Here is a 25,747-nt window from a genome sequence, read left to right as displayed (position 1 = left end):
GTATCAGACAGCCAGTTCGCGCCTTTCGGCTTCGGTCTCCAGTGCCAGGTCCAGCACCTTCTGCAGGTTCGCTGCATGGCGGAAGCCGGGTTCGACCGTCCTGGCGTCCTGAACTGCGGCCGCAAAACGCTGGTAGTTGGTCGGCACCGTGCCGGCATCGATATCCCGCCAGGTTGCCGTCTCGACATCCGGTCCGAGGCAGGCACGAAGCGTCGAGCGATCAGGCGTATGCACCACCTCGAGCGCGCCCTTGTCGCCGTGAAGCCGCAGGCGCAACTCGTTGAGGTGGCCGGTCGCCCAGCGGCTGGCATGGATCACACCCATGGCGCCGCTGCCGAACTCGGCGGTCATGACGAAGCTGTCATTGGCGTCCAGATCGTATTCGCCGATCCGATTGCCCGGCGCCTTGTCGAAAGTCTTCAGCCGCGCGAAGACCCGTTCGGCATCGGTCCCCGCGCCATAGCCGGCAAAATCGAGGATATGGATGCCGACATCGCCGAGCACACCGTTCGACCCATGCTTGGTCGACAGCCGCCACAGCCATTGCGATTCCGTCGCCCAATCGCCCCAGGCCTTGGAGACGAGCCAGCTCTGCAGATAGGAGGCCTCCAGGTGCCGCAGCTTGCCAACCTCACCGGCCAGCACCATCGCCCTCGCCTTTTGCAGCGGTGCGACATTGCGATAGGTCAGGTTGACCATGGTGACGAGCCCGGAGCGCTCCGCGGCGTCGGCCATTTCCGCGGCCTTGGCGTAGTTTTCCGCAAGCGGTTTTTCGCACAGCACGTGTTTGCCGGCGGCCAGCAAGGCCAGCGTCGTCGGATGGTGCGCCTTGTCAGGCGTCACATTCGTCGCCGCATCGAACTTGCCCCAAGCAATGGCATCGTCGAGCGAAGTGAATGTATTGGCTATGCCATGTTTCTCGGCAAAATCCTTGGCGCGCTTGGGGTCGACGTCGACAGCGCCGACCATATCAACGCCTTCGATCCCGGCGAAGGCTTCGGCATGGCTGTTGGCCATGCCCCCGGTTCCAACAACGAGAAGACGCATGGCGATCACCTGTACCCGGCTTCGCCGGCCTCATGCAGCTTGGGGCCGCGCTCGACGATCGGCTCCAGAGCATCTTCCACCGGCACATTCGGTGCGTCGTGGATCGCGGTGTAGCGGTTGTCGGCGTTGTAGGCCCATTTGACCGAGTTGCGCAGCACCTTCTGGACATTGGCGTCATGATAGGTCGGATAGGTTTCGTGGCCCGGGCGGAAATAGAAGATGTTGCCGGCGCCGCGGCGCCAGGTCAGGCCGGAGCGGAACACTTCGCCGCCTGCAAACCAGGAGATGAACACCGTTTCCAGCGGTTCCGGCACCGAGAACTGCTCGCCATACATCTCTTCGTTTTCGAGCACGAAATTCTCGCCGATGCCTTCCGCGATCGGGTGACGCGGGTTGATCGCCCAGAGCCGTTCGCGCTCGCCGGCTTCGCGCCACTTCAATGCGCAAGGCGTGCCCATCAGCCGCTTGAAGATCTTGGAGAAGTGGCCGGAATGCAGCACGATCAGGCCCATGCCCTCCCAGACGCGCTTGGCGACGCGCTCCACCACGTCGTCGCTGACGGCACCATGATCCTTGTGCCCCCACCACAAAAGTACGTCGGTCCTGGCCAGCCGCTCCTCGCTCAAGCCATGTTCCGGCTCCTGCAGCGTCGCCGTCGTCGCCTCGATCGAAACGTCGGTGTTCAGCGCCGCTGCGATCGTGTTGTGCATCCCGTTGGGATAGATGTTCCGCACGACCTCGTTGGTCTGCTCATGGATGTTTTCGCCCCACACGACTGTCCGGATTGGCATCGGCAAACTCCCGTTTATGCGCAGCTGTTAAAATTGAAAGCGGTTTCAATTTATAGAACTAGTCATGCGCAAACGCCTTTGCAAGCGCTTTTTGGCCTAGCGGACGTCGGTGGCCGGATGTCGGCAGCGAGATTATCAGTGGAATGTGGACTTGGAGAAGACGTTGAGCACGACGACGCCGGCGATGATGAGCCCGAGGCCGAGTATGGCGGCAAGGTCCAGCTTCTGGCCGAAAGCGAAGTATCCGACGAGCGAAATCAAGACGATACCGAGACCGCTCCACACCGCATAGGCGATGCCGACAGGGATGTAGCGCAGCGTATAGGACAGGAAGAAGAAGGCGATGGCGTAGCAGACGACCATCGTCACCGTCGGCACCAGCCGGGTAAAATGCTGTGCCGCCTGCATCGCCGAGGTGCCGAGCACCTCAAAGACGATCGCAATGACCAGGACAGCATAGAGCATGGCGGGGTTCATCTGGGTCTCCCTCTGACCTATCGCGTCGAAAGCGCTTTGAGATTGTCGGCCAGCGCGACACGGGCCTCCGCATCGAGTTCATGGCTCTGCATCAGGTCGGCGAGCCAAAGACCGTCCGCGGCAAAACGGGCGAGTACGCAACTGGACGAGGCGTCGGTTTCCGCGAACTCCTGGGCACGACGGTTGACCCATTCGCGCCAGCGGACCTTCAGGTTCGGCTCGGCAATCAAGGCGATCGTCAGCATCCGCCAGCCCGGCACATCCGTGTCGGGATCAAGCTTCGAGCAGACATCGACATAGGCTCGGGTGAAGCGCCCCTGCGCCACCGGATCGCCAGCCATTGCCGCCTCGATCGCCGCATCGAAACGCGCCACCAGATCGTCGAACAATCCGTCGAGCAGTGCCGACTTGTTGGGGAAATGATGCAGCAGTCCACCCTTGCTGACGCCGGCCGCGTGCGACACCGCGTCGAGCGTGATGCCGGCCACCCCCTGCTCGTGCGACAGGCGCGCGGCGACCTCCAGCAATTGCTGGCGGACTTGCTCGGGTTGCTTCTTGCGGCGATGGGCTTCTGTCATGGCGCCATAAAGATACCGTCTAGACGGTTTGTCAAGACATGCAGCAGGCGACCGCGCCGAAACGCCGCAAATTCGGTGGTGGAAAGCCGTTGTCCGCCAAGTCGTGGCGGGCTAGGACAACGGGACGAAGGATGCGGCCATGGCAGATCAGGAAACGACCACCCTCTACGAAGCGATTGGCGGCGACCCGACGGTGCGCGCGCTGACCCATCGTTTCTACGAGTTGATGGATACGCTGCCCGAAGCCGCCCGTTGCCGCGCAGTTCATCCGCCGGACCTCTCCGGCAGCGAGGAAAAATTCTACGAATACCTGACCGGTTGGCTCGGCGGTCCACCGATCTATGTCGAAAAGCGCGGCCACCCCATGTTGCGGCGCCGGCATTTCGCCGCCGAAATCGGGCCGCAGGAGCGCGACGAATGGCTGCTCTGCTTCACCCGAGCGCTGGAAGAAACGGTAGAGCACCCGAAGCTGCGGCAGATCATCCTCGACCCGATCACCCGCCTCGCCTTGCACATGCAGAACAAGGAATGACCATGCCTTCAAGTGGATTGCGCGCAACGACGCTCTTTGTCGCCGGATTGATGGGGCTTGCCGGGGTGGTCAGCGCCGCCGGCGCCTCGCATGGCCCGGATCCTCGGCTGCTTGCGGGGATCTCGGCCATGTGCCTGGCGCACGCGCCGGCGCTGGTCGCGCTTTATGCGGCCTGGCCGAATTTCCGCACCGCGCCGGTCGCAGCCCTGCTGATCGCTTTTGGAACGGCGCTGTTTTCCGCCGACCTCGCCATGCGCCACATGACCGGTCATGGCCTGTTCCCGATGTCGGCGCCGCTCGGCGGCACAACGATCATGGCCGGCTGGCTTGCCGTTTCGCTCGGTGCCTTCCTTCCAAAGAAGGCGCCGTAACGCTTATACGCCGATCGAAGCGCCTGAGATCAGGCCCCTTCGACGACGGAAAAACCTTCGAACTTCGGCGGACCGAGATACATCGCACGGTTGTCGCCGGCATTCTTGTGGGCTGCGCGGAAGTTCTCCGACTTCGTCCAGGCGGAGAAGGCATCCTTGTCCTTCCAGGTCGAACTCGACACGAAGAGCGTGTAGCCCTCCTCCGCTACGCTTTCGCCCCTCAAAAGGTGGAACGAGACGAAACCCGGCATGTCCGCAAGGCTTGAATCGCGGCCCTTCCAGACGGCCTCGAAAGCCTCTTCCTGGCCAATGGCGATGCGAAAACGGTTCATTGCGAAGAACATGGCCTGCCTCTTGCTTTATGCGCTGTCTTTCTTGCGAGCCGGCTCGTTGGCGGCTCTCGGGAAGGCCACAATAGTGGCCTCCTGCGGCTCTGCAAGCCCGAAAGGATCTCGACCCGGCCGGCGCGTTTCCCACGACGGGAACTCGGTGACATTGGGGTTTTCCTCAAGCATGCGCGCGCGCCGCGTCAGCAATTCGTAGAGTTCGGGTACGAGCCCGTCGCCATTCTGCGCAGCCAATTTGTGCAGGCCGATCATCATGCACTTGTCCGGGCGGTCTTCAATCATGTCGAAAAATCTCCAGGCGCGCGGGCGGCCACTCGCCGTCGCCGCGCGTCATATTTTTGGGTGGTTCTAGTCGTTGCGGCTGTTGGTGAGATCCTGCAGCGCCCGCTCCAGGCTCGACTTCGAGCCGTTGCGTAAGGGCACGAAGGCCTTGCCCCACTTCTTGCAGCCGGTCTTCACGCGAAGACACGCATCATGGCTGATGCAATCAATCGGGCAGAAGACACAGTCGACGGAGGGAAGAACGCGGTCGATGCGCGATACGGCTTCGCGCAGACCGCCATCGTGGTGAAGAAGCTCGGCGCCAAAGGAGCTGGCGATTTCGCGCAGATGCGCGACCTGGCAGTCGCGCCCGCCGACGTAGAGAAAGCTGCGGCCTTCGAGTGTCGGTGTCGTCTTGGCGACCTCCTCGCGGACTTCTGCCCGTTCGGAACCGGAACGACCCTTGCCGTTCTTGGCCGCATTGTGGTGACGCTTGCCGCGCATGCAATCTTCTCCGCCTCATTGCTGCGTCGGGCACCCTCATGGCAACCGATCGCATCGGGGTCGACACACACCGTTCGGTTGCGTCACGGCGGCAACTTATTAAACTTGATTATCAGAGTAAAGTATAAACATGAGTTTTATAATCATATTTTGCGCATCAAAATTTGATAGGCTCTCACGCCCTACCGGCAACGCTACCGCCGACCCGTCTCAGTTAGCGAACGCTTGCTTGAATGGGCAGGGTGAACGGTATCGCACTCTTCCCGGCCCCCTCGGGAATGGCAGGAAATGGCGCAGCGCGACGGACTGCCTCAAGAGCGGCAGTGTCCAGAACCGGCGACCCTGAACTCCCGGCAATGCTGACGCGCGAAACACCGCCGTCCGCGAGCACCGTAAAGCTCACCGTCGTCGTTCCCGACAAGCCCTGGCGACGCGCCTCGGAGGGAAGCTTGTATCGACGGTTAATCTTCGCGCGCACTTTACCGTTGTAGTTCGACATGTCTGCGTTTCCAACGGCGGACGAGCGGTTCTTGCCCGTTGCCGCTGCCGAATTGCCGTTGACGTCGCCATCCAGCTTACCCTTGACCTGACTCTGGGCCTGCTCGCCCTTGTCGCCCGTCTTCTTCCGGGTGACCTTCTTCTTCTTGACCGGCTCCTTCTTGGGTTCGGGCTTTTCAACCTTCTCCTTCTTCGGCTCCTGGATTTCAGGCTTTTCCTCCGGGACGATTGTCTCGACCGGCGCGACGCTGGCGGTGACAACGGCTTCCGCGACCTGGAGTGTCGGAACCTGCTCGGCAGGAAGAATGACGTCGGCTTCCGTTGCGATCAAATCATGCGGCTGCTCCGCAGTGATCTCCGGTGTGGTCGACGTGACGTCTTCGATCGGGGCAATCTCCTCGGGCTTGACCTCGTCGGGAACATCTTCCGTGGGCTCGACGACTTCCGTCGGTTCGCCCGACTGCAAGGTCTCTTCGAAGGCATCACCGAGGATCGCCACTTCGACCTCGGCACCGCCGGCAATCAGGTCTTGCGCCTGTTCCGGCGTCGATGAGGCAAGATACATCGCCCCGCTGGCATGCGCCACGAGGGAGAAGGCGATCGCGCTGATCCATTTGATGGTATGCTTCATCTTAGCCTAACCTTCGCCGCGAACCGCGACGCAAACGCAGTACTCAATGCGAAAACCCGACCTCAGCCCTTGAGTTCGACCGGCGACTTCGAGCCGGTCTTGAGGCCTTTCATGCAGGCATCGCCCTCGACGCCGTCGCCCACGCATGCGGGCGCGTCATTGATCAGCAGGCTCTTCACCGCCTCGCAATTGGTGCCGGGAAGATCGAACTGCCGGACCTTGGTCTTGCCCGCAGGCAGGTCGCGGAAATCCAGCACCGCCATGCGCTCGACCAGCCCCTTCTGATCGAAGATCACGAACTCGAACGAAACCTTGCTCAGGTTCTGCACGAACGCGTTGCCGGCGACGAAGGTGAGTTTGCAGCCCTTTTGCGACGGCACGACCTCGTTGAGCTCGATGTTGAGCGCGCCGGCGGGGGCCGCGTCCTGGGCGACGGCAGCGCCTGCTGCAAGCACGAGTGCAACGGCCACGGGAACAACCATACGGGAAAGGTGCATCATTCTAATACCACTCGCGATCGGCGCTCCGAACCTTAAGGAGCGTTGAAGTCGTCGCCATCTGTCCACAAGCGCGGAGCATCTAAGTTGAGTGTGGCGATCCGGTATTGCGTCCATAAAGAAATATGAGTAATGAAGTCAAGATAGTAAACGAATTGTGCGGCAGGAAATGCGGGAAAAAACCCGCGACCCGCCATCTAGAGACGACCGAACCGTGGCAGCTGACGACACCGATTATGCGCGACTTTCGCAACCTGCGGTATCCGTGCCGCGTGCCCAGCGGGTCGTCGAAAGCCGCGACCTGTTTCGCGGCGAAAACGAGATCCTCATTTCTCACGACGGGGCGATCTACCGCATGAAGATCACCCGCCAAGGCAAACTGATCCTGAACAAATAGGCGAATGACAATGACCGAGAGCCTCCGTCCCACCCCGTCCGAAATCCGCGCCTACCGCGCCGAGAACCCGAAAATGCGCGAGCGCGATATCGCAGCTCAGCTTGGCGTTTCGGAAGCAGCGCTTGTGGCCGCCGAATGTGGTTTGACCGCCGTGCGCATCGACGCGGACGCCAACCGCTTCCTGCTGCGCGCCGAGGAACTTGGTGAGGTCATGGCTTTGACCCGCAACGAGAGCGCCGTCCACGAGAAGATCGGCGTCTACGAGAAGATCACCACCGGCGAGATGGCCAGCATCGTGCTCGGCGAGCAGATCGACCTGCGCGTCTTCCCGAGCGCCTGGGCGCATGCCTTCGCCGTGACCAAGACCGACGACAGCGGCGAAGCCCGCAAGAGCCTGCAGTTCTTCGACAAATGGGGCAACGCCGTGCACAAGCTGCACCTGCGCCCGGCGTCGAATGTCGCAGCCTATGACAAGATCATCGAAGATTTCCGCCTCGACGACCAGGCGCAGACGTTTGTTGCCGACGCCAGCACACCGGCTACCGACGACAAGCCGGAAAACGTCGTCGACGTGACCGAGTTGCGCGACCGCTGGGCCAAGATGACCGACACGCATCAGTTCCACGGCCTCTTGCGCAAGCTGAAGATCGGCCGCCGCCAGGCGCTGCAGCATATCGGCGACGATTTCGCCTGGCGCCTCGACCCGTCGAGCGTCGAGACGATGATGCGCGCCGGCGCCGAGATCGAACTGCCGATCATGTGCTTCGTCGGCAATCGCGGCATGATCCAGATCCATTCCGGCCCGATCGCCAAGATCGCCCCGTTGGGCCCGTGGCTCAACGTCATGGATCCGACCTTCCACCTTCACCTGCGCACCGACCACATCGCCGAGCTTTGGGCCGTGCGCAAACCGACCGCCGATGGGCATGTCACCTCGATCGAGGCGCTGGACGCCAAGGGTGAGATGATCATCCAGTTCTTCGGCAAGCGTAAGGAAGGGTTTGCCGAGCGCCCCGAGTGGCGCGACATCGCCGAGGGCCTCGCACGCCTCGACACCACCGTCGCAGCTTAAAGGACAGCGTGATGATCAAGGGTCTCGACTTCCGCCGCCTTCGCCGCTGGGAGCTGGCTTTGGCCGCCTTTGCGGTATCGGCTCCTTTCCTGCTGCCCGCCGTGGCGCCGGGGGCGCCGTCGTTTATCCGCCCGGCCATGGCAGAAAGCATCGAGAAGCCGGACGTCTCGCGCGTCGTTTCGGTCGGCGGCGCGATCACCGAGATCATCTACGCACTTGGCGAGGAAGGCCGACTGGTAGGCCGCGACTCGACCAGCACCTACCCGGAAGCGGCAAACAAGCTGCCCGACGTCGGCTACATGCGCGCGCTCGCGCCTGAAGGCATCATCGCGGTCAATCCGACCGCGATCGTCGCCGTCGAAGGCAGCGGCCCTCCGGAGGCGCTTGCCATCCTGAAGGATGCCAACATCGCCTTTACCAGCGTTCCGGAGACCTTCGACAAGGACAGCATCCCGGCAAAGATCCGCTCGGTCGGCGCTTTCCTCAATGTGCCCGACAAGGCCGATGCACTGGCGAAGTCGGTGGAAGCCGATCTTGACGCAGCGGTCGCCGATGGCGCCAAGCGCGCGGAAAGCGAGCGCAAGCGCGTTCTTTTTATCCTGAGCACCCAGGGTGGCAAGATCCAGGCTTCCGGCACCGGCACCGCCGCCAACGGCATCATCGAGCTTTCCGGCGCGATCAACGCCGCCGGCCAGTTCCCCGGCTACAAGGCCCTGACCGACGAGGCGATCATCGAAGCCAAGCCCGACGTCATCCTGATGATGGATCGCGGCGGCGAACACAGCGCCAAGGCGGCCGAGCTTTTCGCCTTGCCGTCGCTGAGCTTGACACCTGCCGCCAAGACCCAGGCGCTGATCCGCATGGACGGCCTGCACCTGCTCGGCTTTGGCCCGCGCACGGCAAGCGCCATTCGCGAACTCAATGCTGCAATCTACGGAAAGAAGGCCAATGCCTCGCAGTGAGGCATTGAACCGCGGCATGCGCCTGACCGCCCTTACTGCCGATATTCGGGCCGAATGGCGGTCCGGCAATCGCGCGCGGCTGGCGCGCGTCGTCATCGCGCTGCTCATCGTTTTCGCGGCAGCCACCTTCGTCGGTTCGATCATGACAGGTGCCGCCGACGCGTCGCTGTCGAACGTCGTGCGCTGGCTTCTGGGCGCGAGCGATGCGGACCAGATCCTGAGTGTTCGCGACCGCATCATCATTCTCGACATTCGACTGCCACGCGCCGTGCTCGGCATGCTCGTCGGTGCGTCGCTCGCCGTCTCCGGCGTCGTCATGCAGGGTCTTTTCCGCAACCCGCTGGCCGATCCCGGCCTCGTCGGCGTTTCCTCCGGCGCGAGCCTCGGCGCCGTTCTTTTGATCGTGCTCGGTTCGGCAGTCTTTGGGCCATTGTTTGCGCTCTTCGGCTTTTACGCCTTGCCGGTCGCTGCCTTCATCGGCGGCCTCGTGACCACGCTCCTGCTTTACCGGATTGCCACACGCGGCGGCCAGACATCGGTTGCGACGCTGCTTCTCGCCGGTATCGCGCTCGGCGCGCTCACCGGCGCCTTCACCGGCGTGCTGATCTTCATGGCCGATGACAAGCAACTGCGCGACGTCACCTTCTGGGGTCTCGGCTCGCTTGCCGGCGCCAACTGGACGAAGATTGCAGCAGCTGCGCCCATCATCCTGCTGTCGCTCGCCGTCACGCCCTTCCTGGCGCGCGGCCTCAACGCCATTACGCTCGGCGAAGCGGCCGCCTTCCATATGGGCATCCCGGTGCAGCGCATGAAGAACATCGCCATCGTCAGCGTCGCCGCGGCAACGGGTGCGTCGGTTGCGGTCAGCGGTGGCATCGGCTTCGTCGGCATCGTCGTGCCGCATCTCCTGCGCCTGGTCATCGGGCCGGATCACCGCTATCTCGTGCCGGCATCGGCGCTCCTGGGCGGAACCTTGCTGATCCTGGCCGACATGATCGCCCGCACCATCGCCTCGCCCGCGGAACTGCCGATCGGCATCGTCACCGCCTTCATCGGTGCGCCGTTCTTCCTGTGGATCCTGCTGCGCGGTCGCACGACCATAGGGCTGTGAGACGAAACCATGATCAACGTATCCAACCTTTCCGTCCGATTGGGCGGCCACCAAGTCATTCACGGCATTTCGCTTGAGGCAGCGCCGGGGGCGCTCACCGCAATCGTCGGGCCGAACGGCTGCGGCAAGACGACGACACTGAAGGCGATCTCCGGCGAACTGCCGCCGGAAAGCGGGTCGGTCAGCATCAACGGCCGCAATCTCAAGGGCCTCAAACCCTGGGAACTCGCGCTCAAACGCGGCGTGCTGCCGCAGTCGACCGTGATTTCGTTTCCCTTCACGGTGCGCGAAGTGGTGCGTCTGGGCCTGACCGCAGGCGCGACATCAGATGCAAAGGCCAATGACCGCATCGCCGCCGACGCGCTCGAAGCTGTCGATCTTGGCGGCTTTGCCGGCCGCTTTTATCAGGAGCTTTCGGGCGGCGAGCAGCAGCGCGTGCAGCTTGCGCGCGTCCTCTGCCAGATTTCCGACCCGGTCGCCTTTGGCGAGCCGCGCTACCTTCTGCTCGACGAGCCGGTCTCAAGCCTCGATATCCGCCACCAGCTGACCATCATGCAGCTGGCGCGCAAATTCTGCGAGCGCGGCGGCGGCGTCATCGCGGTCATGCACGACCTCAACCTGACGGCGATGTTCGCCGACCGGATGATCATGATGAAGTCGGGCGTTATCCGGGCAAGCGGCGCGCCAGGCGATGTGTTGACCGACGAGACGATGGAGGCGGTGTTCGGTTGCCGCATGCAGGTCAGCGCCATGCCGGCCGCCGGCGTGCCCTTCGTGTTGCCGCAGACGGCGACGCTCTAGCCGCCGCGCCGCAAATCGCGCCAACTTCAAGATTTATCGAAACAATTTGCGCACTCGTGCGTTGTTCTTCCTGAAGAGCCGGCCGTGGCGATGAACGCGTCATGCCGGCTCAAGCGGATCACGCCGGTCGACCTTGGCCGGCGTTGTAGCGAAAAGGAGACCAATCATGGCTTCAGGCCTCTTCTCAGGTTCCAGTTCACGGTCGAGCAAGCGCAACGGCGCGCTCACTGACATTTCCATCGAAGACCAGCTCAACGAACTGCGTGGCGACATGGCAGCGCTGGTCGCACTGCTTGGCGATCGCGGCGCCGATGCGTCGAAACATGCGCGCAGCAAGGCGCACGATGCGCGCGAACAGGCCGAAGCCGGCCTTCAGGATCTGCTTGCAACCGGCGAGGAATTGCTGGGCGATCTGCGTAGCCGATACGCCGGCACGGAAAAACAGCTGCGCAATGCGGTCCGCGAGCACCCCTTCGCAACGCTTGGCACTGCAGCGCTGATCGGCCTGATCGCCGCTGCACTTCTGCGGCGCTAGGCGAGCGTTAGGCCACTACGGAACAGGGTGGGCACGCCACAAGCGTCCCACCCGTTTTGACGTCTTTTCAGGAGTAGAAGCGCATGGGTCCACTTGGGGCTGCCCTGTCCGCCTTGCTGGCCGCCGACATCGGCGCCACCGCATCTCGTTTCAAGCGCAACGCCGCGCTCTGCGCCGTCGTCGCCGTGCTGCTTGTCACGGCTTACATTTTCGCGCTGATTGCCATCGCGCTCTATCTCAGCGCCACCTATTCGCCCGTGATCGCCGCTGCGTCGATCGCCGCAGCCCTCATTCTGACCGCTCTCATTCTGATCATCGTGATGATTTCCATGCAGGAGCGCGATAGAAAGCTGGCGGAAGAGCGCCGTCGTCGGTCGATGATGAAAACCAATCTGACGATGCTTGCCGCAACCACCATTCTGCGCAAGCAGCCACTCATTGCTGTCGGTACGGCCCTGGCTATCGGCGCCTTGCTCGGCACGGGCAAGAGGCGTCGGCCGAACCGGGATGCTTGAACGGCAACCGGCTAAAGCGGCAGGCGGATCAGGGCGGTGACGCCGGCCGCCATGTATTCGACCTTCACCGAACTGCCGAGAACCTTGTCGAGACTGCGCTCTATCAGAATGGAGCCGAAGCCTCGGCGTTTCGGTTCGCGAACCGGCGGGCCGCCGACCTCGGTCCAGGTCAGATGCAGCACTGCCTCGCCTTCTTCCACGACATTGCGCGCGGTCAGCACCACCTTGCCGTTCGGCACCGACAGGGAGCCATACTTCACCGCGTTGGTCGCAAGTTCGTGCAGCACCAGTCCGAGGCCGACCGCCTGGTCGGGGCCGAGCAGCACTTCGTCCTTGTGCAGTTCGATCTGGTCCGCATAGACGCTGACATGCGGCATCAATTGCTTGGAAATCAGGTCCGCGAGCCGGATCGTGCCCCACTCGTGATCCGATAGCAGCCCATGCGCCTCGGAGATTGCCTGAAGCCGCCCGGCAAAGGCGGTCATGAATTCCGCAGGATCGCTGGTCTGGCGCAGCGTCTGGCGGGCGAGCGACTGCAGCATTGCCAGCGTATTCTTGACCCGGTGATTGAGTTCCTTGAGCAAGAGCCGTGTCCGCTGGACCGACATCTGCTGGTCGGTGACATCGATGGTGACGCCGATGAAGGTCAGCGGATTTCCCTTGGCATCCCGTTCATGCACCCGCCCGCGTCCGAGCAACCAGCGCCCGGTGTCGCCGACCCGGAACATGCCGTCATATTCCTCATCCGCCTTCATCGCCTGGCGAAGTTTGGCAAAGGTCGCGCCGCGGTCGTCGGGATGGATGGCGCCGAACACTTCTCTCGCGCCGAACGAACGATCGGCGGGCAATCCAAACATGCGCATCAAGGCGCTGTTGCCGGCGATCACGCCGGAGCGGACGTCCCAGAGCCAGCTGCCGATATTGGCCGCCTCCAGCGCCATCGCGTGGCGCTGTTCCTCGCGGGAAAGCGCGGCCTCCTTGATGGCACGACGACGCGCTTCGTCCTTCAGCTTGAACAGGGCAGCGGCAAGGCCGGCAAGCCGGCGCAACTGTTCCATAAGATGCGGTGCAATCTCGCTGCGCGCGGCAACGTCCAGCACGCAGACCGTGCCGACCGGCTGGCCATCGAGGACGATCGGGGCACCGGCATAAAAGCGCAGGAACGGCGCGCCGGTAACCAGCGGCCGTGTGCGAAAGCGCAGATCGGCTGAAGCATCGAGAACGACGAGACCGGCGCCTACGGCATCCGCTGCCGCGTGCACACAGAACGAATCCTCCGATGACGCGCGCGGCTCCGACGTACCGACCGCAGACTTGAACCATTGCCACTCGCGGTCAAGCAGGCTGACGAGTGCGATCGGCGCATCGAAGAGGCGGGCAGCGATTTCGGTAATGCCGTCGAAATCCGTATCAGGGACGGCCATATCCGGCACTGTCGCGTGCAGCACACGCAAGCGCTCGGGCGCGTCGAGCAGCAATGTCTCCGGCGAGGCAGTGTTTTCTTCTCGTTCTTCGCGCATCCGGCCCCAACTCCAAACTGCCGCCTCGGCCACCGGCGCCAATTGCGATTGACGCACGGCGCTCCTATACGGAGGCATTCTGGCCGCCAGTGAAAGCAGGGCTGCTCTCGATTTGCAACGCTCTGGCGGCCAAAAAAGCTTTCGAATCAGGAAACGAATGCCCGAGAGGTAATGGGAGCGGACGTTTCGTCCGGACCGTAATCGTTTTCGCCCTGAACCTGGAGGATATCCTGAAGGCGCTGGCGGGCGCGATTGACCCGGCTCTTGATCGTGCCGAGCGCACAACCGCAGATCGTCGCCGCTTCCTCGTACGAGAAACCCGACGCTCCGACGAGAATGATCGCTTCGCGCTGATCCGGAGGCAGCGTCTCGAGTGCCCGGCGGAAATCCTGCAGGTCGAGCGAACCGTATTGTTCCGGATGATGGGCGAGCGATTCGGTGAAGTGGCCGTCGCTGTCCTGAACCTCGCGTCCGCGCTTTCGCATCTGGCTGTAAAGCTCGTTGCGCAGGATGGTGAACAGCCAGGCCTTCATGTTCGTGCCCATCTGGAAATGGTCCTGCTTGGCCCAGGCCTTCATGATCGTGTCCTGGACAAGATCGTCCGCCCGGTCATGGCGACCGATGAGGGACATGGCAAAGGCGCGCAGGCTCGGCAATGCGGCGAGCATCTCTCGCTTGAAATCATTCTTTTCAGACGACATTCTGGCGCTCACTCCCTACCCTGCAGAACCGACTGCTGCTCGGCCGCATCGAGTTTCTCCAGAAGATCGAGAAAACGCGACGGAATCGCTTCTTCCTGAACGGACTGATAGAGCGCCTTCAGCTTGGCTGCGATCTGCGCGTTCGGGTCTTCGGTCCATGAGGTCGTACCGGAAGTGCGCCCCGCCCCTGTTTTATACTTCATTGTCAATCTGTCGCCTTGTGGTGTTCATTACCGCCTTAACGCGTCTGAAAAATGAAATGTTCCCTCCCGGAACTTTTTTTTGCGTGGAACGTTTTCGGGACGTCACTGCAAATAATATCTCGAGGGAGTTCCCCATGACATTGTCCACACGGATCGCGCCGCTGCTGCCCTATCTGCGCCGCTACTCGCGCGCATTGACCGGCTCGCAGACTTCAGGCGACGCCTATGTGGCCGCCGTGCTCGAAGCGCTGATTGCCGACACCTCCATTTTCCCGGAGGCCAGCAACGACCGCGTCTCGCTGTTCCGCCTTTACACGTCGCTCTTCGGCTCCTCGTCAGTGCTGGTCCCCGAACCGATTTCGCCCTTTGCGTGGGAGCAACGCGCCTCGGTCAACCTGGCAAACGTATCGCCGCTTGCCCGCCAGGCGTTCCTTCTCGTCTCGGTCGAGGGCTTTCGCCCCGAAGAAGCCAGCGAGATCCTTGACGTCACCGACGACAAGATCGGTTCGCTTCTCGACCGCGCCTCGCAGGAAATCTCGCGTCAGGTCGCAACCGATATCATGATCATCGAAGACGAGCCGCTGATCGCCATCGACATCGAAAACATGGTCGAGAGCCTTGGCCACCGCGTCACCGGCATTGCCCGCACCCGCGACGAAGCAATCGCGCTTTACAAGAAGACCCGGCCAAGCATGGTGCTTGCCGATATCCAGCTGGCCGACGGCAGCTCGGGCATCGACGCGGTCAACGACATCCTCAAGACCAGCGCCATCCCGGTGATCTTCATCACCGCCTTCCCCGAGCGCCTGTTGACCGGCGAGCGTCCCGAGCCGACCTTCCTGGTCACCAAGCCTTTCAACCCCGACATGGTGAAGGCGCTGATCAGCCAGGCGCTGTTCTTCAACGAGTCGACCAAAGCAGCCGCTTAAACGCCGCAACACCATTCAAACCGCCGGCGGCTACGGTCGCCGGCTTTCGTTTGTCTGAGTACCGCTTGTCTTGATCAGCACAACCGCGGCCCGGAAACAAAACAGCCAGTGCCGAGGGAAGGCACTGGCTGACATTGTTCAACTCACAGGGGGAGTGTGAGTTGTAAACCGGCGGATTACCTCCGGCGCCACATTGGGGGCGATGCGCGCCACCGTCCGGTCTGCAAATAAAATGCGTGACGCAAACAAATGTTCCGGGTTTTCGCGTTTCCCGATCATTTTTTTATTGAAGCGCGTCGAGCTCGTCGCGATGGCGGTAGAGCGCGAGGAAGCGGCGGTAGTCGCGATCATAGATCGCGCGCATTTCAGGGTTCGGCAGTCGCTCGCGCCCGCCGGACGACATGGCATCGCCGGCCGCAGCAAGGTCGGTATGGACCTGGCCCGCAACGGCTGCCGCCATCGCGGTTCCGAGAAGCACTGCATCGGGCGCGTCCGGAGCCACGACCCGGCACCCCGTGACATCGCAGTAAAGCTCCATCAGCAGCGCATTGCGCACGTGACCGCCGGTGACGTGCAGCGTATCGAGCTCGTAGCCGACCTCACGCATCGTCTCGAGGATATGGCGGATGCCGAGCGCGATCGCGACGCAGGTGCGCCAATAGAGCCGGCACAGCGCATCGAACGACGAATCGAACGGCAGGCCGCTGATGACCCCGAGCCCGTGCGGGTCGGCAAGCGGCGAACGATTGCCGTGAAAATCGGGCAGAACATGCAGCCGCTCGGCAAACTGCGCCCCGTGAAGGGCGCGCAGTTCCTGCACACGCGCAATGATCCGTCCGTGCGTCTCGGTCGAAGGCTCCAGGCCGCCGCCATGGATACGCACGATGTGATCAAGCAGCGCGCCGGTTGCCGACTGGCCCGCCTCGATCAGCCAGGCACCGGGTAGCACCGCTTCGAAATAGGGTCCCCACATGCCGAAGCCCGGCTTCATCTCCCTGGAGAAGGCAACGATGCAACTCGAGGTGCCAGCGATCAGCGCCAGTTGCCGCTCGAGCTTTTCCGGTTCCCCGGCAAAGCCTCCGAGCACGCCGAGCGCACCCGCATAGGCATCGATCAATCCGGGCGCCACCTGACAATCGGTATCAAGGCCGAGGTCTGCTGCAGCCTGCGCCGACAAGCTGCCCACCGAGCTTTCGAGCTGCAGCGTTTCCTGCGGCAACCCGCCCCGCGTCAGCAGATCCTCAAGGCCGATCCGCTCGAGATAATCCGCCTGCCAGCCACGCTTCTCATGGGCGAGATAGTTCCACTTCGCCGTCAGAGTGCAGCGCGAGCGCGCCGCACTGCCGGTCGCCTTCCAGGAGAGGTAGTCGGCGAGATCGAAGAAATAGCCGGCCTTTTCCCACTGCGTCGGCAGGTTCCGCTTCAGCCACATCAGCTTCGGCATCTCCATCTCCGGCGACATGACGCGACCGGAGAAGTCAAGAACCGGGTGTTTGGTTGCCGTGCAGAAATCCGCTTCCTTGAGCGCCCGGTGATCCAGCCAGACGATCGTGTCCCAGCGCGCCTCGCCCTTCCGATTGACGGAAAGCGGTGCCCCGTCCCGGTCGCGAACGACGAGCGAGCACGTCGCGTCGAAACCGATGGCAGCGATATCCTCTGCCGCGATGCCAGCCTTTTCCCTGGCAGTCTTCACCGAGCCGCAGACGGCTCTCCAGATATCGTCCGAATCATGTTCGGCATGATTTTCCTCCGGCCGGTTCATGGCGATCGGCAGGTCGGCACGCGCCAGCAGCCTGCCGGTCCGGTCGAAGATACCGGCGCGGGCACTGCCGGTACCGACATCGACCGCAACGACGAATTCACGCATCAATGGAGGTCCCCGTCCCCGTTACCTCGAGCTTTGCGCACCATCCCTGACGTGCAAAGCTCGCAGTAAAATCCTGAAACTGCTGCATAATTGTTATCCTTAGATCGGGTTCGACTTAAGGAGCCATGCCGTATTGGCGGACAAACTGTAACAATTCGCCCATGTCGTCAAACAGCACGTCTGGGCTGAGTTCGGCCAGCGTCTGTCGATGACGATCGCTGCGCGCATGCCCCCCCCCGGCGAAGGCAAATGCGCGCATGCCGGCGGCATGTGCCGCCTCGATACCGGCCGGACTGTCCTCGACGACGATACAGTCCTCGGGCGCATAGCCCATCTCCCGGCTCGCCAGCAGAAACAGGTCGGGCGCAGGCTTGCCATGCTTGACCATCGTCGCAGAGAAGATGTTCGGCTCGAAAAGATCGATCAGACCGGTGACGGTCAGCGATAGCCGGATGCGTTCCGGCTGGCTGGACGATGCGACGCAACAGGCAACGCCAAGCTCTTCGACCGCCCGGCGGATGCCGGCGATCGGCTGCAGCTCGGAGCGGAACCGCTGGTAGAGCCGCGTGCGCATGTCATCGAGAAAGGCGTCGTCGGTCGCCAGGTCGTACTCGTCGTGGAGGATGGCGGACATGCTCTTGAGGCTGCGGCCGAGAAACCGTTCGGTCGCCTCCTCCGTCGTCATCGATACGCCGGCGGACGAGAGCACATCGACCAGGACTTCGAGCGATATCGGTTCGCTGTCGACCAGCACGCCATCGCAATCGAAGATCACTAGCTTGGACGCGTCGTCCCCCATGATAGCCTACTCCTTACAGCGCCGCGCGTCTTCCGCGACGCGTCAAGGTCGCTGTAACGCTTTGAGTTGCTGCATAATTTCATCCTTGGATCGGTGCGGCCCCCCAAGGAATTATGCAGTAAGCTTGCCATCCAGATAAAGCTGGAGCGTAGCGCGCGTACCCTTTTCCCAAAGGGTTTTCAATGCTTGGGCGAAGCGCTTGCGGAAAAGATCGGATTGCGCAACCTCGCCGAAAATGTCCGACAGCGCCAGAAAGGCCATGGGATCGTCTTTGGCTGCACGGGCCGCCGCCTGAAGCCGGTCGGCGTTCTGGTCGTTGAAGACGATCTGCTTGCCGCTGTCCGATACACCGGCGAAGTAGCGGCACCACATTGCCGAGACCAGCGCCAGCCCGACGACATCTTCGCCGCGTGCCAACCGGTCGACGGTCGACGGCAGGATGAATTTCGGTTGCCGGTTGGACCCGTCCTGCGCCAGCCGCGGGATCGTGTCGCCGATCTTCGGATTGGAAAAGCGGGTCTCGATCAGCTTGTAGTAATCGCCAAGATCGGTGTTCGGCACCGGCGGAATGACCGGAATGATCTCGTCATGTTCGAGCTTGGCGAGGAAGGCGCGGATCAACGGCTCCTCCATCGCCTCGTGGACGAAATGGATGTCGAGCAGGGCGGCCGGATAGGCGATTGCCGCGTGGCCGCCGTTGAGAATGCGGATCTTCATGTGCTCATAGGGCGCGACGTCGGGCACGAATTGCACCCCGACCTTTTCGAGCGCCGGACGCCCTTGCGGAAAATGATCCTCCAGCACCCATTGCTTGAACTCTTCGCAGAACACAGGCCACGCGTCCTCGATCTCGTAATCGGTCGCCACTATGCCGATTTCGCGTGCGCCGGTGGCCGGCGTGATGCGATCCACCATGCCGTTCGGAAAGGCGACATTTGCATCGATCCAGTCTGCGAAGTCAGGATCGAAGAGCCGTGCGAGGCCCGAGACCGCCGCATGGGTTACTTCGCCATTACCCGGAATGTTGTCGCAGGACATGACGGTGAACGGCGGGATGTGCCTGTCGCGGCGCGCTTTCAGGCCCGCGACAACAAGGCCGAAGACGGTCTTCGGCGAAGCCGGGTTCTGGGCATCGTCGACGATGGCGGGATGCGTCGGGTTGAAGACGCCGGAGGCCGGATCGATGAAGTAGCCGCCCTCGGTAATCGTCAGCGAAACGATGCGGATCGCCGGGTCGGCGAGCCTAGCGACGATGCTAGAGATATCGCCGGGTTTGAGGTAATCGATCATCGCGCCGGTCACATGCGCGCCGGTGCGGTTGTTGTCCTGCTCGACCACCGTCGTCAAGAAATCCTGGGCCGAGAGTTTCGCCCGCATCTGTTCGTCGGACGGCAGGACACCGGCGCCGACGATCGCCCAATCGTGGTCGTGCCCGGCATTGAAGAGATCGTCGAGATAGACGGCCTGATGGGCTCTATGAAAGTTGCCGACGCCGAAATGCACGATGCCGGCTTTGAGAGCCGCGCGGTCATAGCTCGGCACGCCGGCCTTGGCCTTGACCGCATCGAGTGCGCCAAGAGAGAGTTTGGTCGTCATGGTCCCGTTTCCTTATCGAGGCACTGTCTCAATGACAGGCCTCAGTTCATCCAGTTGCCGCCATCGACGTTGTAGGTCTGCGAAACGACGTAGTCGCTCTCGGCCGATGCGAGGAAGATGGCCATGCCGGTCAGATCCTCGGCCGTTCCCATGCGCCCGTAGGGCACTTCCGCTCCCACGAGCCGCTTCTTCTCGCCGCGCGGGCGGTTCTCGTATTTGGCAAACAGTGCATCGACGCCGTCCCAGTGTTCGCCGTCGACCACGCCGGGGGCGATGGCGTTGACGTTGATGCGGTGCTTGATCAGGTCGAGCCCGGCCGACTGGGTCAGGCTGATGACCGCCGCCTTGGTGGCGCAGTAAACGGCGACCAGCGCTTCGCCGCGCCGACCCGCCTGGCTTGCCATGTTGATGATCTTGCCGCCCCTGCCCTGGGCGATCATCTGCCTGGCGGCCGCCTGCATCGTGAACAGCGTTCCCGAGACATTGATCGAAAACAGCCGGTCATAACTTTCGCGGGTGATTTCCACGATCGGCGCAAGATCGAAGAGTGCTGCATTGTTGACGAGGATGTCGAGACCGCCGGCCTCGGTAACGACCGATGCTATCGCCGCGTCGATCGAGCCCTGCTGCGTCACATCCATTTCAACCGCATAGGCGCTCGGTCCGATTTCCGAAGCGGTCTCGCGTGCCCGCGCCATATTGATGTCGGCAATCGCCACCCTGGCGCCTTCGCGCACATAGGCTTCGGCAAAAGCGCGACCGATACCGCGCGCAGATCCGGTGATCAGCGCGCTTTTTCCGTGAAGACGTTTCATCGAACTGCCAGTCCCTTGTCGTCGAACCTGTGCACACGCTGGGCATCAGGCGTCAGGAACACCCGGTCGCCATGGGTCACCGGGAAATCGCCGCCGACGCGCGCCGTCATCGTGCCGATATTGTCGACATTGATATGCAGGAACGTGTCGGAGCCGAGGTGCTCTGCGACCCCGACCGTGCCCGCCCAGGTACCGTTCTCCTTCGAAAGCACCAGATGCTCCGGCCGGATGCCCATGGTGTGCGCCTGATAGGCAGCAGCCGGCGCACCAGAAACGAAGTTCATGCGCGGCGAGCCGATGAAGCCGGCAACGAAGAGATTGTCCGGCTTGTGATAGAGGTCGAGCGGCGAGCCGACCTGCTCGATCCGGCCTCGATTGAGCACAACGATCTTGTCGGCCATGGTCATGGCCTCCACCTGGTCGTGGGTGACGTAGACCATTGTCGTCTTCAGATCCTGGTGCAGCTGGCTGATTTCCAGCCGCATGTTGACACGCAGCGCCGCGTCGAGGTTCGACAGCGGTTCGTCGAACAGGAACGCCTTCGGCTGGCGCACGATCGCCCGGCCGATTGCGACGCGCTGGCGCTGGCCGCCGGAAAGCTGGCGAGGCTTGCGATCGAGATAGTCGGTGAGGTTCAGCACGCGGGCTGCATCGGCCACTTTCTTGTCGATGACCGCCTTATCCTCGTTGGCCATCTTCAACGGAAAGCCGATGTTCGAGCGCACGCTCATATGCGGATAGAGCGCGTAAGACTGGAACACCATCGACAGGCCGCGTTGTGCGGGCGGCAGCTCGGTGGCGTTCTTGCCGTCGATGACGATCTCACCATCGCTGACATCCTCAAGTCCGGCGATAAGCCTCAAGAGCGTCGACTTTCCGCAACCCGAGGGGCCGACGAAGACGACGAATTCGCCATCGTTGATGTTGAGGTCGATCGACGGGATGACGGCATGGGCGCCGAAGACCTTCGAGACGTTTCTGAGCGTTATGTTTCCCATTGTCGTATCCCTTATTTGACCGCGCCGAAGGTGAGGCCGCGCACGAGCTGCTTCTGCGAGAACCAGCCGAGTATGAGGATGGGGGCGATCGCCATGGTCGAAGCCGCCGAAAGCTTGGCGTAGAACAGGCCCTCGGGGCTCGAATAGGAAGCGATGAAGGCCGTCAGCGGCGCCGCCTTCGCGGCACTCAGGTTCAGCGTCCAGAACGCCTCGTTCCAAGCAAGGATGATGTTGAGCAGAAGCGTCGAGGCGATGCCGGGGATCGCCATCGGCGTCAGCACGTAGATGATCTCCTTGGACAGCGACGCGCCGTCCATGCGGGCCGCCTCGAGGATCTCGCCGGGGATCTCCTTGAAGTAGGTGTAGAGCATCCAGATGATGATCGGCAGGTTGATCAGTGTCAGCACGATGACGAGACCGGTGCGGGTATCGAGCAGCCCGGTGTTGCGGAACAGCAGGTACATCGGCACGAGCACGCCAACCGATGGCATCATCTTGGTGGAGAGCATCCACATCAACACGTCCTTGGTGCGCTTGGTCGGCGAGAACGCCATAGCCCAGGCGGACGGGATGGCGATGACCAGGCCGATCAGCGTCGAGCCGAAGGAGATGACGACCGAGTTCATGAAGTGCAGCAAGTAGTTCGATCGGCTCTGCACCTCGTGATAATTCTCCGTCGTCCAGTCGAAGAAGAACAGCGACGGCGGCGAGGCGATCGCCTCGGCCTCGGTCTTGAAGCTCGTCAGGAACGTCCAGAGGATCGGAAAGAAGATCAGGATGCCGATCGTCCAGGCGACGACGGTCACGACGATCTTTCTTTGGGTGGAGACATTGCGTGCCATGGGTATCAAGCCTCCAGCGTCTTGCCGATCATGCGCATCAGGAAGAATGCGACGATGTTGGCGAGTATGACGGCGATGATGCCGCCGGCGGATGCGCCGCCCACGTCGAACTGCAGCAAAGCTTGCGCATAGACGAGGAAGGTCAGGTTGGTGCTTTGCGTGCCGGGACCGCCATTGGTCGTCACCAGGATTTCCGCAAAGACCGAGAGCAGGAAGATCGTCTGGATCAGGATGACCACGGTGATGGCGCGGGAGAGATGTGGCAGCACGAGGTAGATGAAACGGCTCCAGGCGCTGGCGCCGTCCATCTGGGCCGCTTCCTTCTGCTCTTCATCGAGCGATTGCAGCGCCGTCAGAAGGATCAACGTTGCAAAGGGCAGCCACTGCCAGGCGACGATGAGGATCACCGACATCAGCGGCGCATTGGCGAGGAAGTCGAAGGGCTGGAGCCCGAAGAGCTTGGCCACCCAGGCGAACAACCCGTTGACCGGGTTCATGAACATGTTCTTCCACACAAGGGCCGCGACCGTCGGCATGATCAGGAACGGCGCGATCACGAGGATGCGTACGATCCCCTGCCCGAACATCGGCTGGTCCAGGAGAAGCGCCAGCGCGATGCCGCCGACGACAGTGATGAACAGCACACCGAGCACGATGGCGAGGGTGTTGAAGAGCGCCTGGAAGAAGGCGGGATCGGTGAGGAAGTACTTGTAGTTCGAGAAGCCCGCGAACTCTTCCATTCCCGGCATCAGGAGATTGTAGCGCAGGAACGAGAAATAGATTGTCATGGCCAGCGGAACGATCATCCAGGCCAGAAGCAGAAGCACCGAGGGCGCGATCATCAGACGCGCGGCGGAGCGGGTGTGCAAGGTCGCCATGGCGTCCCCCCAAATGACGGAATTCAACGCTGTTTCGAGATCAGGCCGGGCCGGCGCGTTTTTCCGCGCGAGCCTTGGTTAAGGGAAATTGCCGGGGCGCCAGCCATTTGCGGCCGGCACCCCGGGCCCTTGGGAGCCTTATTTGATGTACCCGGCCTTGGTCATTTCGCGTTCGGTCAGCTTCTGGGCGCTGGCAAGCGCATCATCGACGCTCATCTGGCCGGCAAGGGCGGCCGAGAACTGCTGGCCCACCGCCGTGCCGAGACCCTGGAATTCAGGGATCGCCACGAACTGCACGCCGACATAGGGCACCGGCTTGACGGCCGGGTTCTTCGGATCGGCGGCATTGATCGAGTCGAGCGTCATCTTCGCAAACGGCGCTGCCTTCTGGTATTCGGGGTTAGCGTAGAGCGAGGTGCGCGTGCCCGGAGGAACGTTGGCCCAGCCTTCCTTGTCTGCCACAAGCTTCAGATAATCCTTGCCGGTTGCCCAGGCGATGAACTTCTCGGCCGCGGCCACCTTTTGCGAACCGGCGGGGATGGCGAGGTTCCAGGCCCAGAGCCAGTTGCCGCGTTTGCCAAGCCCCGTGTCAGGCGCAAGTGCAAAGCCCACCTTGTCGGCCACCGTCGATTCCTTCGGGTTGGTGACGAATGAGGCCGCAACCGTCGCATCGATCCACATGCCGCACTTGCCGGTCTGGAACAGCGACAGGTTTTCGTTGAAGCCGTTCGAGGATGCCCCGGGCGGTCCGGCGTCGTTCATCAGCTTGACGTAGAAGTCGAGCGCATTCTTCCATTCCGGCTGGTCGAACTGCGGCTTCCAGTTCTCGTCGAACCATCGGGCGCCAAAGGCGTTCGCGGTCGCGGTCAGGAAGGCCATGTTTTCGCCCCAGCCCGCCTTGCCGCGCAGGCAGATGCCGTAGACTTCGTTGTTCTTGTCGGTGATCTTGCGGGCCGCCTCGGCGATGAAGTCCCAGGTCGGCGCGTCGGGCATGGTCAGCCCCGCCTTCTCGAACAGGTCCTTGCGGTACATCACCATCGAGCTTTCGCCATAAAACGGTGCGGCATAGAGCTTGTCGTCGATGGTCAGACCCGAACGGATCGCCGGCAGGAGGTCGTCGACGTCGTAGTCGGCGCCGAGATTGTCGAGCGGCAGCAACCAGCCCTGCTTGGCCCAGATCGGCACTTCATAGGTGCCGATGGTCATGATGTCGTACTGGCCGCCCTTGGTGGCAATATCCGTCGTCACGCGCTGGCGCAGCACGTTTTCCTCAAGCGTTACCCACTCGAGCGTAATGTCCGGATTCTTGGACGTGAAATCATCCGTCAGCTTCTGCATCCGGATCATGTCGCCGTTGTTCACGGTCGCAATGGTCAGCGTTTCTGCTTGGGCCAGACCTGCCAGTGCGACTGCCGAGCACGTGCCCAGCAGGAAAGTTCTCAAATTCATCGACTTCCTCCCAGAAGAAATTGAGCATTTGCTTCGCTCATGGGCAATTACTCACTTATCACAAAAGAATGTCAATCCGCTTTCGTTGCTGCGTTGCAAACGGAAAGGTTACGAAGCTGTTTTGATTGTCGATTTTTTATCAGCAAGCGATCATATGAACGACAAAAGGCCGGCACATGGCCGGCCTCCGTCAATTGGAGTCGCTGCGATCAGGCGTTGAGCAGATAGGCCGCCGTCGCCTCATCGGTGATAATGCCGTTGATGATCCGGCCCTTGAGAGCCGCCCTCAGCGCCTCGTATTTGCGCCGTCCCTTGGCGAGACCGATCACCGAGGCATTGTCACGGGATGGGAGCGGAACCGAGGCGACCCGGTCGTTGAAACTGCCCGCCAGCAATGCGCCGTCATGGTCGAACATCCAGCCGCAGATTTCTCCGGCGGCACCCGATTTCGTCAACTGCCCCATTTCGTCCTGGGACAGAAACCCATCCTGGCAAAGCGGCGCGTCGGGGCCGAGTTCGCCGACACCGACAAAGGCGACATTGGCTTGCGCCCCGAGCTTCAGCGCCACCTGGACGAGGCTCTGGCTGTGCAGCACTGCGCGCTCCTCGGCCGAGGAAGCCAGCACCGGCAACGGCATCGGGAAATGCCGTGCCTTGACCGCATCGGCCATGCTGAAGATGACGTTGTAATAGGCAGCCGAGCCATCGAGCCCGATGTTGCCGGTGAGCGACACGATGCGGTGCTGCGGACACTCCATTGCCGGCAACTGGTCGATCGCCGCCTTCAGGGTGCGACCGGTTCCGATCGCCAAAACCTGGGGCTCGGGCAATTTGAGCCAGCGCTCGATCTCGGCAGCGCCGGCTTCGGCGATGCCGACCGTTGTCGAACTCGAGCCGGGATCGCTTGGAACCACATCCACATGCCTGAGGTCGTATCTATCGCGAAGCCGTTCGGCAGCCTCCAGGCATGCGGCAATCGGATGATCAAGCCGAACCTTGATCAGGCGCTCGGCCATGGCGAGCGACACCAGCCGCTGCGCCGATTGGCGCGAGATGCCCATGATCGTGGCGATCTCGTCCTGGGTGCGGCCGGCGACATAGTAGAGCCAGCCCGCACGGGCAGCATCATCAAGCCTGTTGTTCGCCTCAGCCCTGCGCGCCATGCCAATTCTCCGTTCCCACCGCGATCGTGATGATTTGGGGTCGAATCAACCCAAAACATC

Annotated in this window: 31 protein-coding genes; 10 read left to right on the top strand and 21 right to left on the bottom strand. The window is 62.2% G+C overall.

The window, feature by feature from the left end; all coding sequences use genetic code 11:
* Positions 1–3: 3 nt before the first annotated feature.
* From BLJAPNOD_RS08575 to BLJAPNOD_RS08560, 4 genes are all read right to left on the bottom strand, one after another.
* Positions 4–1,047 (bottom strand): Gfo/Idh/MocA family oxidoreductase, encoded by a 1,044-nt coding sequence (locus BLJAPNOD_RS08575; protein WP_115421203.1) that lies wholly within the window; start codon positions 1,045–1,047, stop codon positions 4–6.
* Between the two features lie 5 nt (positions 1,048–1,052).
* Entirely contained in the window at positions 1,053–1,838 is a 786-nt protein-coding gene (locus BLJAPNOD_RS08570; protein WP_115419513.1) for a ThuA domain-containing protein, read from the bottom strand.
* A 135-nt stretch (positions 1,839–1,973) separates the two neighbouring features.
* Positions 1,974–2,315: an SMR family transporter gene (locus BLJAPNOD_RS08565; RefSeq protein WP_115419512.1), complete on the bottom strand. Its 342-nt coding sequence runs from the start codon at positions 2,313–2,315 to the stop codon at positions 1,974–1,976.
* Positions 2,316–2,332: 17 nt separating this feature from the next.
* A complete protein-coding gene (locus BLJAPNOD_RS08560; protein ID WP_115419511.1) occupies positions 2,333–2,893 on the bottom strand; it encodes a TetR/AcrR family transcriptional regulator in 561 nt (186 codons plus the stop codon).
* Positions 2,894–3,032: 139 nt separating this feature from the next.
* Between BLJAPNOD_RS08560 and BLJAPNOD_RS08555 the strand changes: the two genes are divergently transcribed.
* Both BLJAPNOD_RS08555 and BLJAPNOD_RS08550 read left to right on the top strand, forming a co-directional pair.
* Entirely contained in the window at positions 3,033–3,425 is a 393-nt protein-coding gene (locus BLJAPNOD_RS08555) for a group II truncated hemoglobin (protein WP_115419510.1), read from the top strand.
* 2 nt (positions 3,426–3,427) lie between these two features.
* Positions 3,428–3,796: a DUF423 domain-containing protein gene (locus tag BLJAPNOD_RS08550; RefSeq protein ID WP_115421202.1), complete on the top strand. Its 369-nt coding sequence runs from the start codon at positions 3,428–3,430 to the stop codon at positions 3,794–3,796.
* A gap of 29 nt (positions 3,797–3,825) precedes the next feature.
* On the opposite strand, the gene BLJAPNOD_RS08545 is transcribed toward BLJAPNOD_RS08550, so the two are convergent.
* The 5 genes from BLJAPNOD_RS08545 to BLJAPNOD_RS08525 form a co-directional block, all read right to left on the bottom strand.
* A complete protein-coding gene (locus tag BLJAPNOD_RS08545) occupies positions 3,826–4,140 on the bottom strand; it encodes an antibiotic biosynthesis monooxygenase (RefSeq protein ID WP_115419509.1) in 315 nt (104 codons plus the stop codon).
* Positions 4,141–4,155: 15 nt separating this feature from the next.
* Positions 4,156–4,425 (bottom strand): hypothetical protein, encoded by a 270-nt coding sequence (locus BLJAPNOD_RS08540; RefSeq protein WP_115419508.1) that lies wholly within the window; start codon positions 4,423–4,425, stop codon positions 4,156–4,158.
* A gap of 66 nt (positions 4,426–4,491) precedes the next feature.
* The gene (locus tag BLJAPNOD_RS08535; protein WP_115419507.1) at positions 4,492–4,908 is read right to left on the bottom strand and encodes a DUF2325 domain-containing protein; all 417 of its coding nucleotides are present in this window, start codon (positions 4,906–4,908) and stop codon (positions 4,492–4,494) included.
* Positions 4,909–5,122: 214 nt separating this feature from the next.
* Complete coding sequence (locus BLJAPNOD_RS08530) at positions 5,123–6,037, bottom strand: energy transducer TonB (protein WP_115419506.1); 915 nt, start codon at positions 6,035–6,037, stop codon at positions 5,123–5,125.
* A gap of 62 nt (positions 6,038–6,099) precedes the next feature.
* On the bottom strand, positions 6,100–6,534 hold the full coding sequence (locus BLJAPNOD_RS08525) for a hypothetical protein (protein ID WP_115421201.1): 435 nt from the start codon (positions 6,532–6,534) through the stop codon (positions 6,100–6,102).
* 214 nt (positions 6,535–6,748) lie between these two features.
* On the opposite strand from BLJAPNOD_RS08525, the gene hemP reads away from it, so the two are divergent.
* The 7 genes from hemP (at position 6,749) to BLJAPNOD_RS08490 (ending at position 11,927) form a co-directional block, all read left to right on the top strand.
* On the top strand, positions 6,749–6,931 hold the full coding sequence (gene hemP / locus BLJAPNOD_RS08520) for a hemin uptake protein HemP (protein WP_077503303.1): 183 nt from the start codon (positions 6,749–6,751) through the stop codon (positions 6,929–6,931).
* A gap of 10 nt (positions 6,932–6,941) precedes the next feature.
* The gene (locus tag BLJAPNOD_RS08515; RefSeq protein ID WP_199565915.1) at positions 6,942–8,003 is read left to right on the top strand and encodes a ChuX/HutX family heme-like substrate-binding protein; all 1,062 of its coding nucleotides are present in this window, start codon (positions 6,942–6,944) and stop codon (positions 8,001–8,003) included.
* A gap of 11 nt (positions 8,004–8,014) precedes the next feature.
* Positions 8,015–8,965, top strand: coding sequence for a hemin ABC transporter substrate-binding protein (locus BLJAPNOD_RS08510; protein WP_077503301.1), 951 nt, complete (start codon positions 8,015–8,017; stop codon positions 8,963–8,965).
* A complete protein-coding gene (locus BLJAPNOD_RS08505) occupies positions 8,952–10,076 on the top strand; it encodes an iron ABC transporter permease (protein ID WP_115419504.1) in 1,125 nt (374 codons plus the stop codon). Before BLJAPNOD_RS08510 ends, BLJAPNOD_RS08505 begins: the two co-directional genes overlap by 14 nt.
* Positions 10,077–10,085: 9 nt before the next feature.
* A complete protein-coding gene (locus BLJAPNOD_RS08500) occupies positions 10,086–10,877 on the top strand; it encodes a heme ABC transporter ATP-binding protein (protein ID WP_115419503.1) in 792 nt (263 codons plus the stop codon).
* A 166-nt stretch (positions 10,878–11,043) separates the two neighbouring features.
* Positions 11,044–11,412, top strand: coding sequence for a DUF883 family protein (locus BLJAPNOD_RS08495; protein WP_077503298.1), 369 nt, complete (start codon positions 11,044–11,046; stop codon positions 11,410–11,412).
* Positions 11,413–11,495: 83 nt separating this feature from the next.
* The gene (locus BLJAPNOD_RS08490) at positions 11,496–11,927 is read left to right on the top strand and encodes a hypothetical protein (RefSeq protein WP_115419502.1); all 432 of its coding nucleotides are present in this window, start codon (positions 11,496–11,498) and stop codon (positions 11,925–11,927) included.
* Positions 11,928–11,938: 11 nt separating this feature from the next.
* Here the strand turns inward: BLJAPNOD_RS08490 and BLJAPNOD_RS08485 are convergent, their stop codons facing one another.
* From BLJAPNOD_RS08485 to BLJAPNOD_RS08475, 3 genes are all read right to left on the bottom strand, one after another.
* Entirely contained in the window at positions 11,939–13,447 is a 1,509-nt protein-coding gene (locus tag BLJAPNOD_RS08485; protein WP_115419501.1) for an HWE histidine kinase domain-containing protein, read from the bottom strand.
* Between the two features lie 146 nt (positions 13,448–13,593).
* A complete protein-coding gene (locus tag BLJAPNOD_RS08480) occupies positions 13,594–14,148 on the bottom strand; it encodes an RNA polymerase sigma factor (RefSeq protein WP_077503295.1) in 555 nt (184 codons plus the stop codon).
* Positions 14,149–14,156: 8 nt separating this feature from the next.
* The gene (locus BLJAPNOD_RS08475) at positions 14,157–14,351 is read right to left on the bottom strand and encodes a NepR family anti-sigma factor (protein ID WP_077503294.1); all 195 of its coding nucleotides are present in this window, start codon (positions 14,349–14,351) and stop codon (positions 14,157–14,159) included.
* A gap of 134 nt (positions 14,352–14,485) precedes the next feature.
* Here BLJAPNOD_RS08475 and BLJAPNOD_RS08470 point away from each other — a divergent pair, with 134 nt between their 5' ends.
* Complete coding sequence (locus tag BLJAPNOD_RS08470) at positions 14,486–15,280, top strand: response regulator (protein WP_077503293.1); 795 nt, start codon at positions 14,486–14,488, stop codon at positions 15,278–15,280.
* Positions 15,281–15,563: 283 nt separating this feature from the next.
* Here the strand turns inward: BLJAPNOD_RS08470 and BLJAPNOD_RS08465 are convergent, their stop codons facing one another.
* From BLJAPNOD_RS08465 to BLJAPNOD_RS08425, 9 genes are all read right to left on the bottom strand, one after another.
* Positions 15,564–17,147, bottom strand: coding sequence for an FGGY-family carbohydrate kinase (locus tag BLJAPNOD_RS08465; RefSeq protein WP_115419500.1), 1,584 nt, complete (start codon positions 17,145–17,147; stop codon positions 15,564–15,566).
* Between the two features lie 115 nt (positions 17,148–17,262).
* Positions 17,263–17,946 (bottom strand): HAD family hydrolase, encoded by a 684-nt coding sequence (locus tag BLJAPNOD_RS08460; protein ID WP_115419499.1) that lies wholly within the window; start codon positions 17,944–17,946, stop codon positions 17,263–17,265.
* Between the two features lie 111 nt (positions 17,947–18,057).
* On the bottom strand, positions 18,058–19,542 hold the full coding sequence (locus tag BLJAPNOD_RS08455) for a mannitol dehydrogenase family protein (RefSeq protein ID WP_115419498.1): 1,485 nt from the start codon (positions 19,540–19,542) through the stop codon (positions 18,058–18,060).
* Positions 19,543–19,583: 41 nt separating this feature from the next.
* On the bottom strand, positions 19,584–20,357 hold the full coding sequence (locus tag BLJAPNOD_RS08450) for an L-iditol 2-dehydrogenase (protein WP_115419497.1): 774 nt from the start codon (positions 20,355–20,357) through the stop codon (positions 19,584–19,586).
* Positions 20,354–21,355, bottom strand: coding sequence for an ABC transporter ATP-binding protein (locus BLJAPNOD_RS08445; protein ID WP_115419496.1), 1,002 nt, complete (start codon positions 21,353–21,355; stop codon positions 20,354–20,356). Before BLJAPNOD_RS08445 ends, BLJAPNOD_RS08450 begins: the two co-directional genes overlap by 4 nt.
* Before the next feature lie 11 nt (positions 21,356–21,366).
* Positions 21,367–22,197 (bottom strand): carbohydrate ABC transporter permease, encoded by an 831-nt coding sequence (locus BLJAPNOD_RS08440; RefSeq protein WP_115419495.1) that lies wholly within the window; start codon positions 22,195–22,197, stop codon positions 21,367–21,369.
* Between the two features lie 5 nt (positions 22,198–22,202).
* Positions 22,203–23,075, bottom strand: coding sequence for a sugar ABC transporter permease (locus tag BLJAPNOD_RS08435; RefSeq protein WP_115421199.1), 873 nt, complete (start codon positions 23,073–23,075; stop codon positions 22,203–22,205).
* Positions 23,076–23,213: 138 nt separating this feature from the next.
* The gene (locus BLJAPNOD_RS08430; RefSeq protein WP_077503286.1) at positions 23,214–24,524 is read right to left on the bottom strand and encodes a sugar ABC transporter substrate-binding protein; all 1,311 of its coding nucleotides are present in this window, start codon (positions 24,522–24,524) and stop codon (positions 23,214–23,216) included.
* Positions 24,525–24,733: 209 nt separating this feature from the next.
* Complete coding sequence (locus BLJAPNOD_RS08425; protein WP_115419494.1) at positions 24,734–25,687, bottom strand: sugar-binding transcriptional regulator; 954 nt, start codon at positions 25,685–25,687, stop codon at positions 24,734–24,736.
* Positions 25,688–25,747: the final 60 nt, after the last annotated feature.

Origin of the sequence: Ensifer sp. M14, assembly GCF_003355565.1 — a bacterium.
In the GTDB taxonomy this organism is placed as follows: Bacteria; Pseudomonadota; Alphaproteobacteria; order Rhizobiales; family Rhizobiaceae; genus Ensifer.
Note: the sequence above shows the minus strand (reverse complement) of the source record. Positions and strands in the feature narration are given on the sequence as shown.

Coding starts and splice junctions, on each gene's coding strand:
- BLJAPNOD_RS08575 (WP_115421203.1), bottom strand. CDS start 1,047: ATGCGTCTTCTCGTTGTTGGAACCGGGGGCATGGCCAACAGCCATGCC.
- BLJAPNOD_RS08570 (WP_115419513.1), bottom strand. CDS start 1,838: ATGCCAATCCGGACAGTCGTGTGGGGCGAAAACATCCATGAGCAGACC.
- BLJAPNOD_RS08565 (WP_115419512.1), bottom strand. CDS start 2,315: ATGAACCCCGCCATGCTCTATGCTGTCCTGGTCATTGCGATCGTCTTT.
- BLJAPNOD_RS08560 (WP_115419511.1), bottom strand. CDS start 2,893: ATGACAGAAGCCCATCGCCGCAAGAAGCAACCCGAGCAAGTCCGCCAG.
- BLJAPNOD_RS08555 (WP_115419510.1), top strand. CDS start 3,033: ATGGCAGATCAGGAAACGACCACCCTCTACGAAGCGATTGGCGGCGAC.
- BLJAPNOD_RS08550 (WP_115421202.1), top strand. CDS start 3,428: ATGCCTTCAAGTGGATTGCGCGCAACGACGCTCTTTGTCGCCGGATTG.
- BLJAPNOD_RS08545 (WP_115419509.1), bottom strand. CDS start 4,140: ATGTTCTTCGCAATGAACCGTTTTCGCATCGCCATTGGCCAGGAAGAG.
- BLJAPNOD_RS08540 (WP_115419508.1), bottom strand. CDS start 4,425: ATGATTGAAGACCGCCCGGACAAGTGCATGATGATCGGCCTGCACAAA.
- BLJAPNOD_RS08535 (WP_115419507.1), bottom strand. CDS start 4,908: ATGCGCGGCAAGCGTCACCACAATGCGGCCAAGAACGGCAAGGGTCGT.
- BLJAPNOD_RS08530 (WP_115419506.1), bottom strand. CDS start 6,037: ATGAAGCATACCATCAAATGGATCAGCGCGATCGCCTTCTCCCTCGTG.
- BLJAPNOD_RS08525 (WP_115421201.1), bottom strand. CDS start 6,534: ATGCACCTTTCCCGTATGGTTGTTCCCGTGGCCGTTGCACTCGTGCTT.
- BLJAPNOD_RS08515 (WP_199565915.1), top strand. CDS start 6,942: ATGACCGAGAGCCTCCGTCCCACCCCGTCCGAAATCCGCGCCTACCGC.
- BLJAPNOD_RS08510 (WP_077503301.1), top strand. CDS start 8,015: ATGATCAAGGGTCTCGACTTCCGCCGCCTTCGCCGCTGGGAGCTGGCT.
- BLJAPNOD_RS08505 (WP_115419504.1), top strand. CDS start 8,952: ATGCCTCGCAGTGAGGCATTGAACCGCGGCATGCGCCTGACCGCCCTT.
- BLJAPNOD_RS08500 (WP_115419503.1), top strand. CDS start 10,086: ATGATCAACGTATCCAACCTTTCCGTCCGATTGGGCGGCCACCAAGTC.
- BLJAPNOD_RS08495 (WP_077503298.1), top strand. CDS start 11,044: ATGGCTTCAGGCCTCTTCTCAGGTTCCAGTTCACGGTCGAGCAAGCGC.
- BLJAPNOD_RS08490 (WP_115419502.1), top strand. CDS start 11,496: ATGGGTCCACTTGGGGCTGCCCTGTCCGCCTTGCTGGCCGCCGACATC.
- BLJAPNOD_RS08485 (WP_115419501.1), bottom strand. CDS start 13,447: ATGCGCGAAGAACGAGAAGAAAACACTGCCTCGCCGGAGACATTGCTG.
- BLJAPNOD_RS08480 (WP_077503295.1), bottom strand. CDS start 14,148: ATGTCGTCTGAAAAGAATGATTTCAAGCGAGAGATGCTCGCCGCATTG.
- BLJAPNOD_RS08475 (WP_077503294.1), bottom strand. CDS start 14,351: ATGAAGTATAAAACAGGGGCGGGGCGCACTTCCGGTACGACCTCATGG.
- BLJAPNOD_RS08470 (WP_077503293.1), top strand. CDS start 14,486: ATGACATTGTCCACACGGATCGCGCCGCTGCTGCCCTATCTGCGCCGC.
- BLJAPNOD_RS08465 (WP_115419500.1), bottom strand. CDS start 17,147: ATGCGTGAATTCGTCGTTGCGGTCGATGTCGGTACCGGCAGTGCCCGC.
- BLJAPNOD_RS08460 (WP_115419499.1), bottom strand. CDS start 17,946: ATGGGGGACGACGCGTCCAAGCTAGTGATCTTCGATTGCGATGGCGTG.
- BLJAPNOD_RS08455 (WP_115419498.1), bottom strand. CDS start 19,542: ATGACGACCAAACTCTCTCTTGGCGCACTCGATGCGGTCAAGGCCAAG.
- BLJAPNOD_RS08450 (WP_115419497.1), bottom strand. CDS start 20,357: ATGAAACGTCTTCACGGAAAAAGCGCGCTGATCACCGGATCTGCGCGC.
- BLJAPNOD_RS08445 (WP_115419496.1), bottom strand. CDS start 21,355: ATGGGAAACATAACGCTCAGAAACGTCTCGAAGGTCTTCGGCGCCCAT.
- BLJAPNOD_RS08440 (WP_115419495.1), bottom strand. CDS start 22,197: ATGGCACGCAATGTCTCCACCCAAAGAAAGATCGTCGTGACCGTCGTC.
- BLJAPNOD_RS08435 (WP_115421199.1), bottom strand. CDS start 23,075: ATGGCGACCTTGCACACCCGCTCCGCCGCGCGTCTGATGATCGCGCCC.
- BLJAPNOD_RS08430 (WP_077503286.1), bottom strand. CDS start 24,524: ATGAATTTGAGAACTTTCCTGCTGGGCACGTGCTCGGCAGTCGCACTG.
- BLJAPNOD_RS08425 (WP_115419494.1), bottom strand. CDS start 25,687: ATGGCGCGCAGGGCTGAGGCGAACAACAGGCTTGATGATGCTGCCCGT.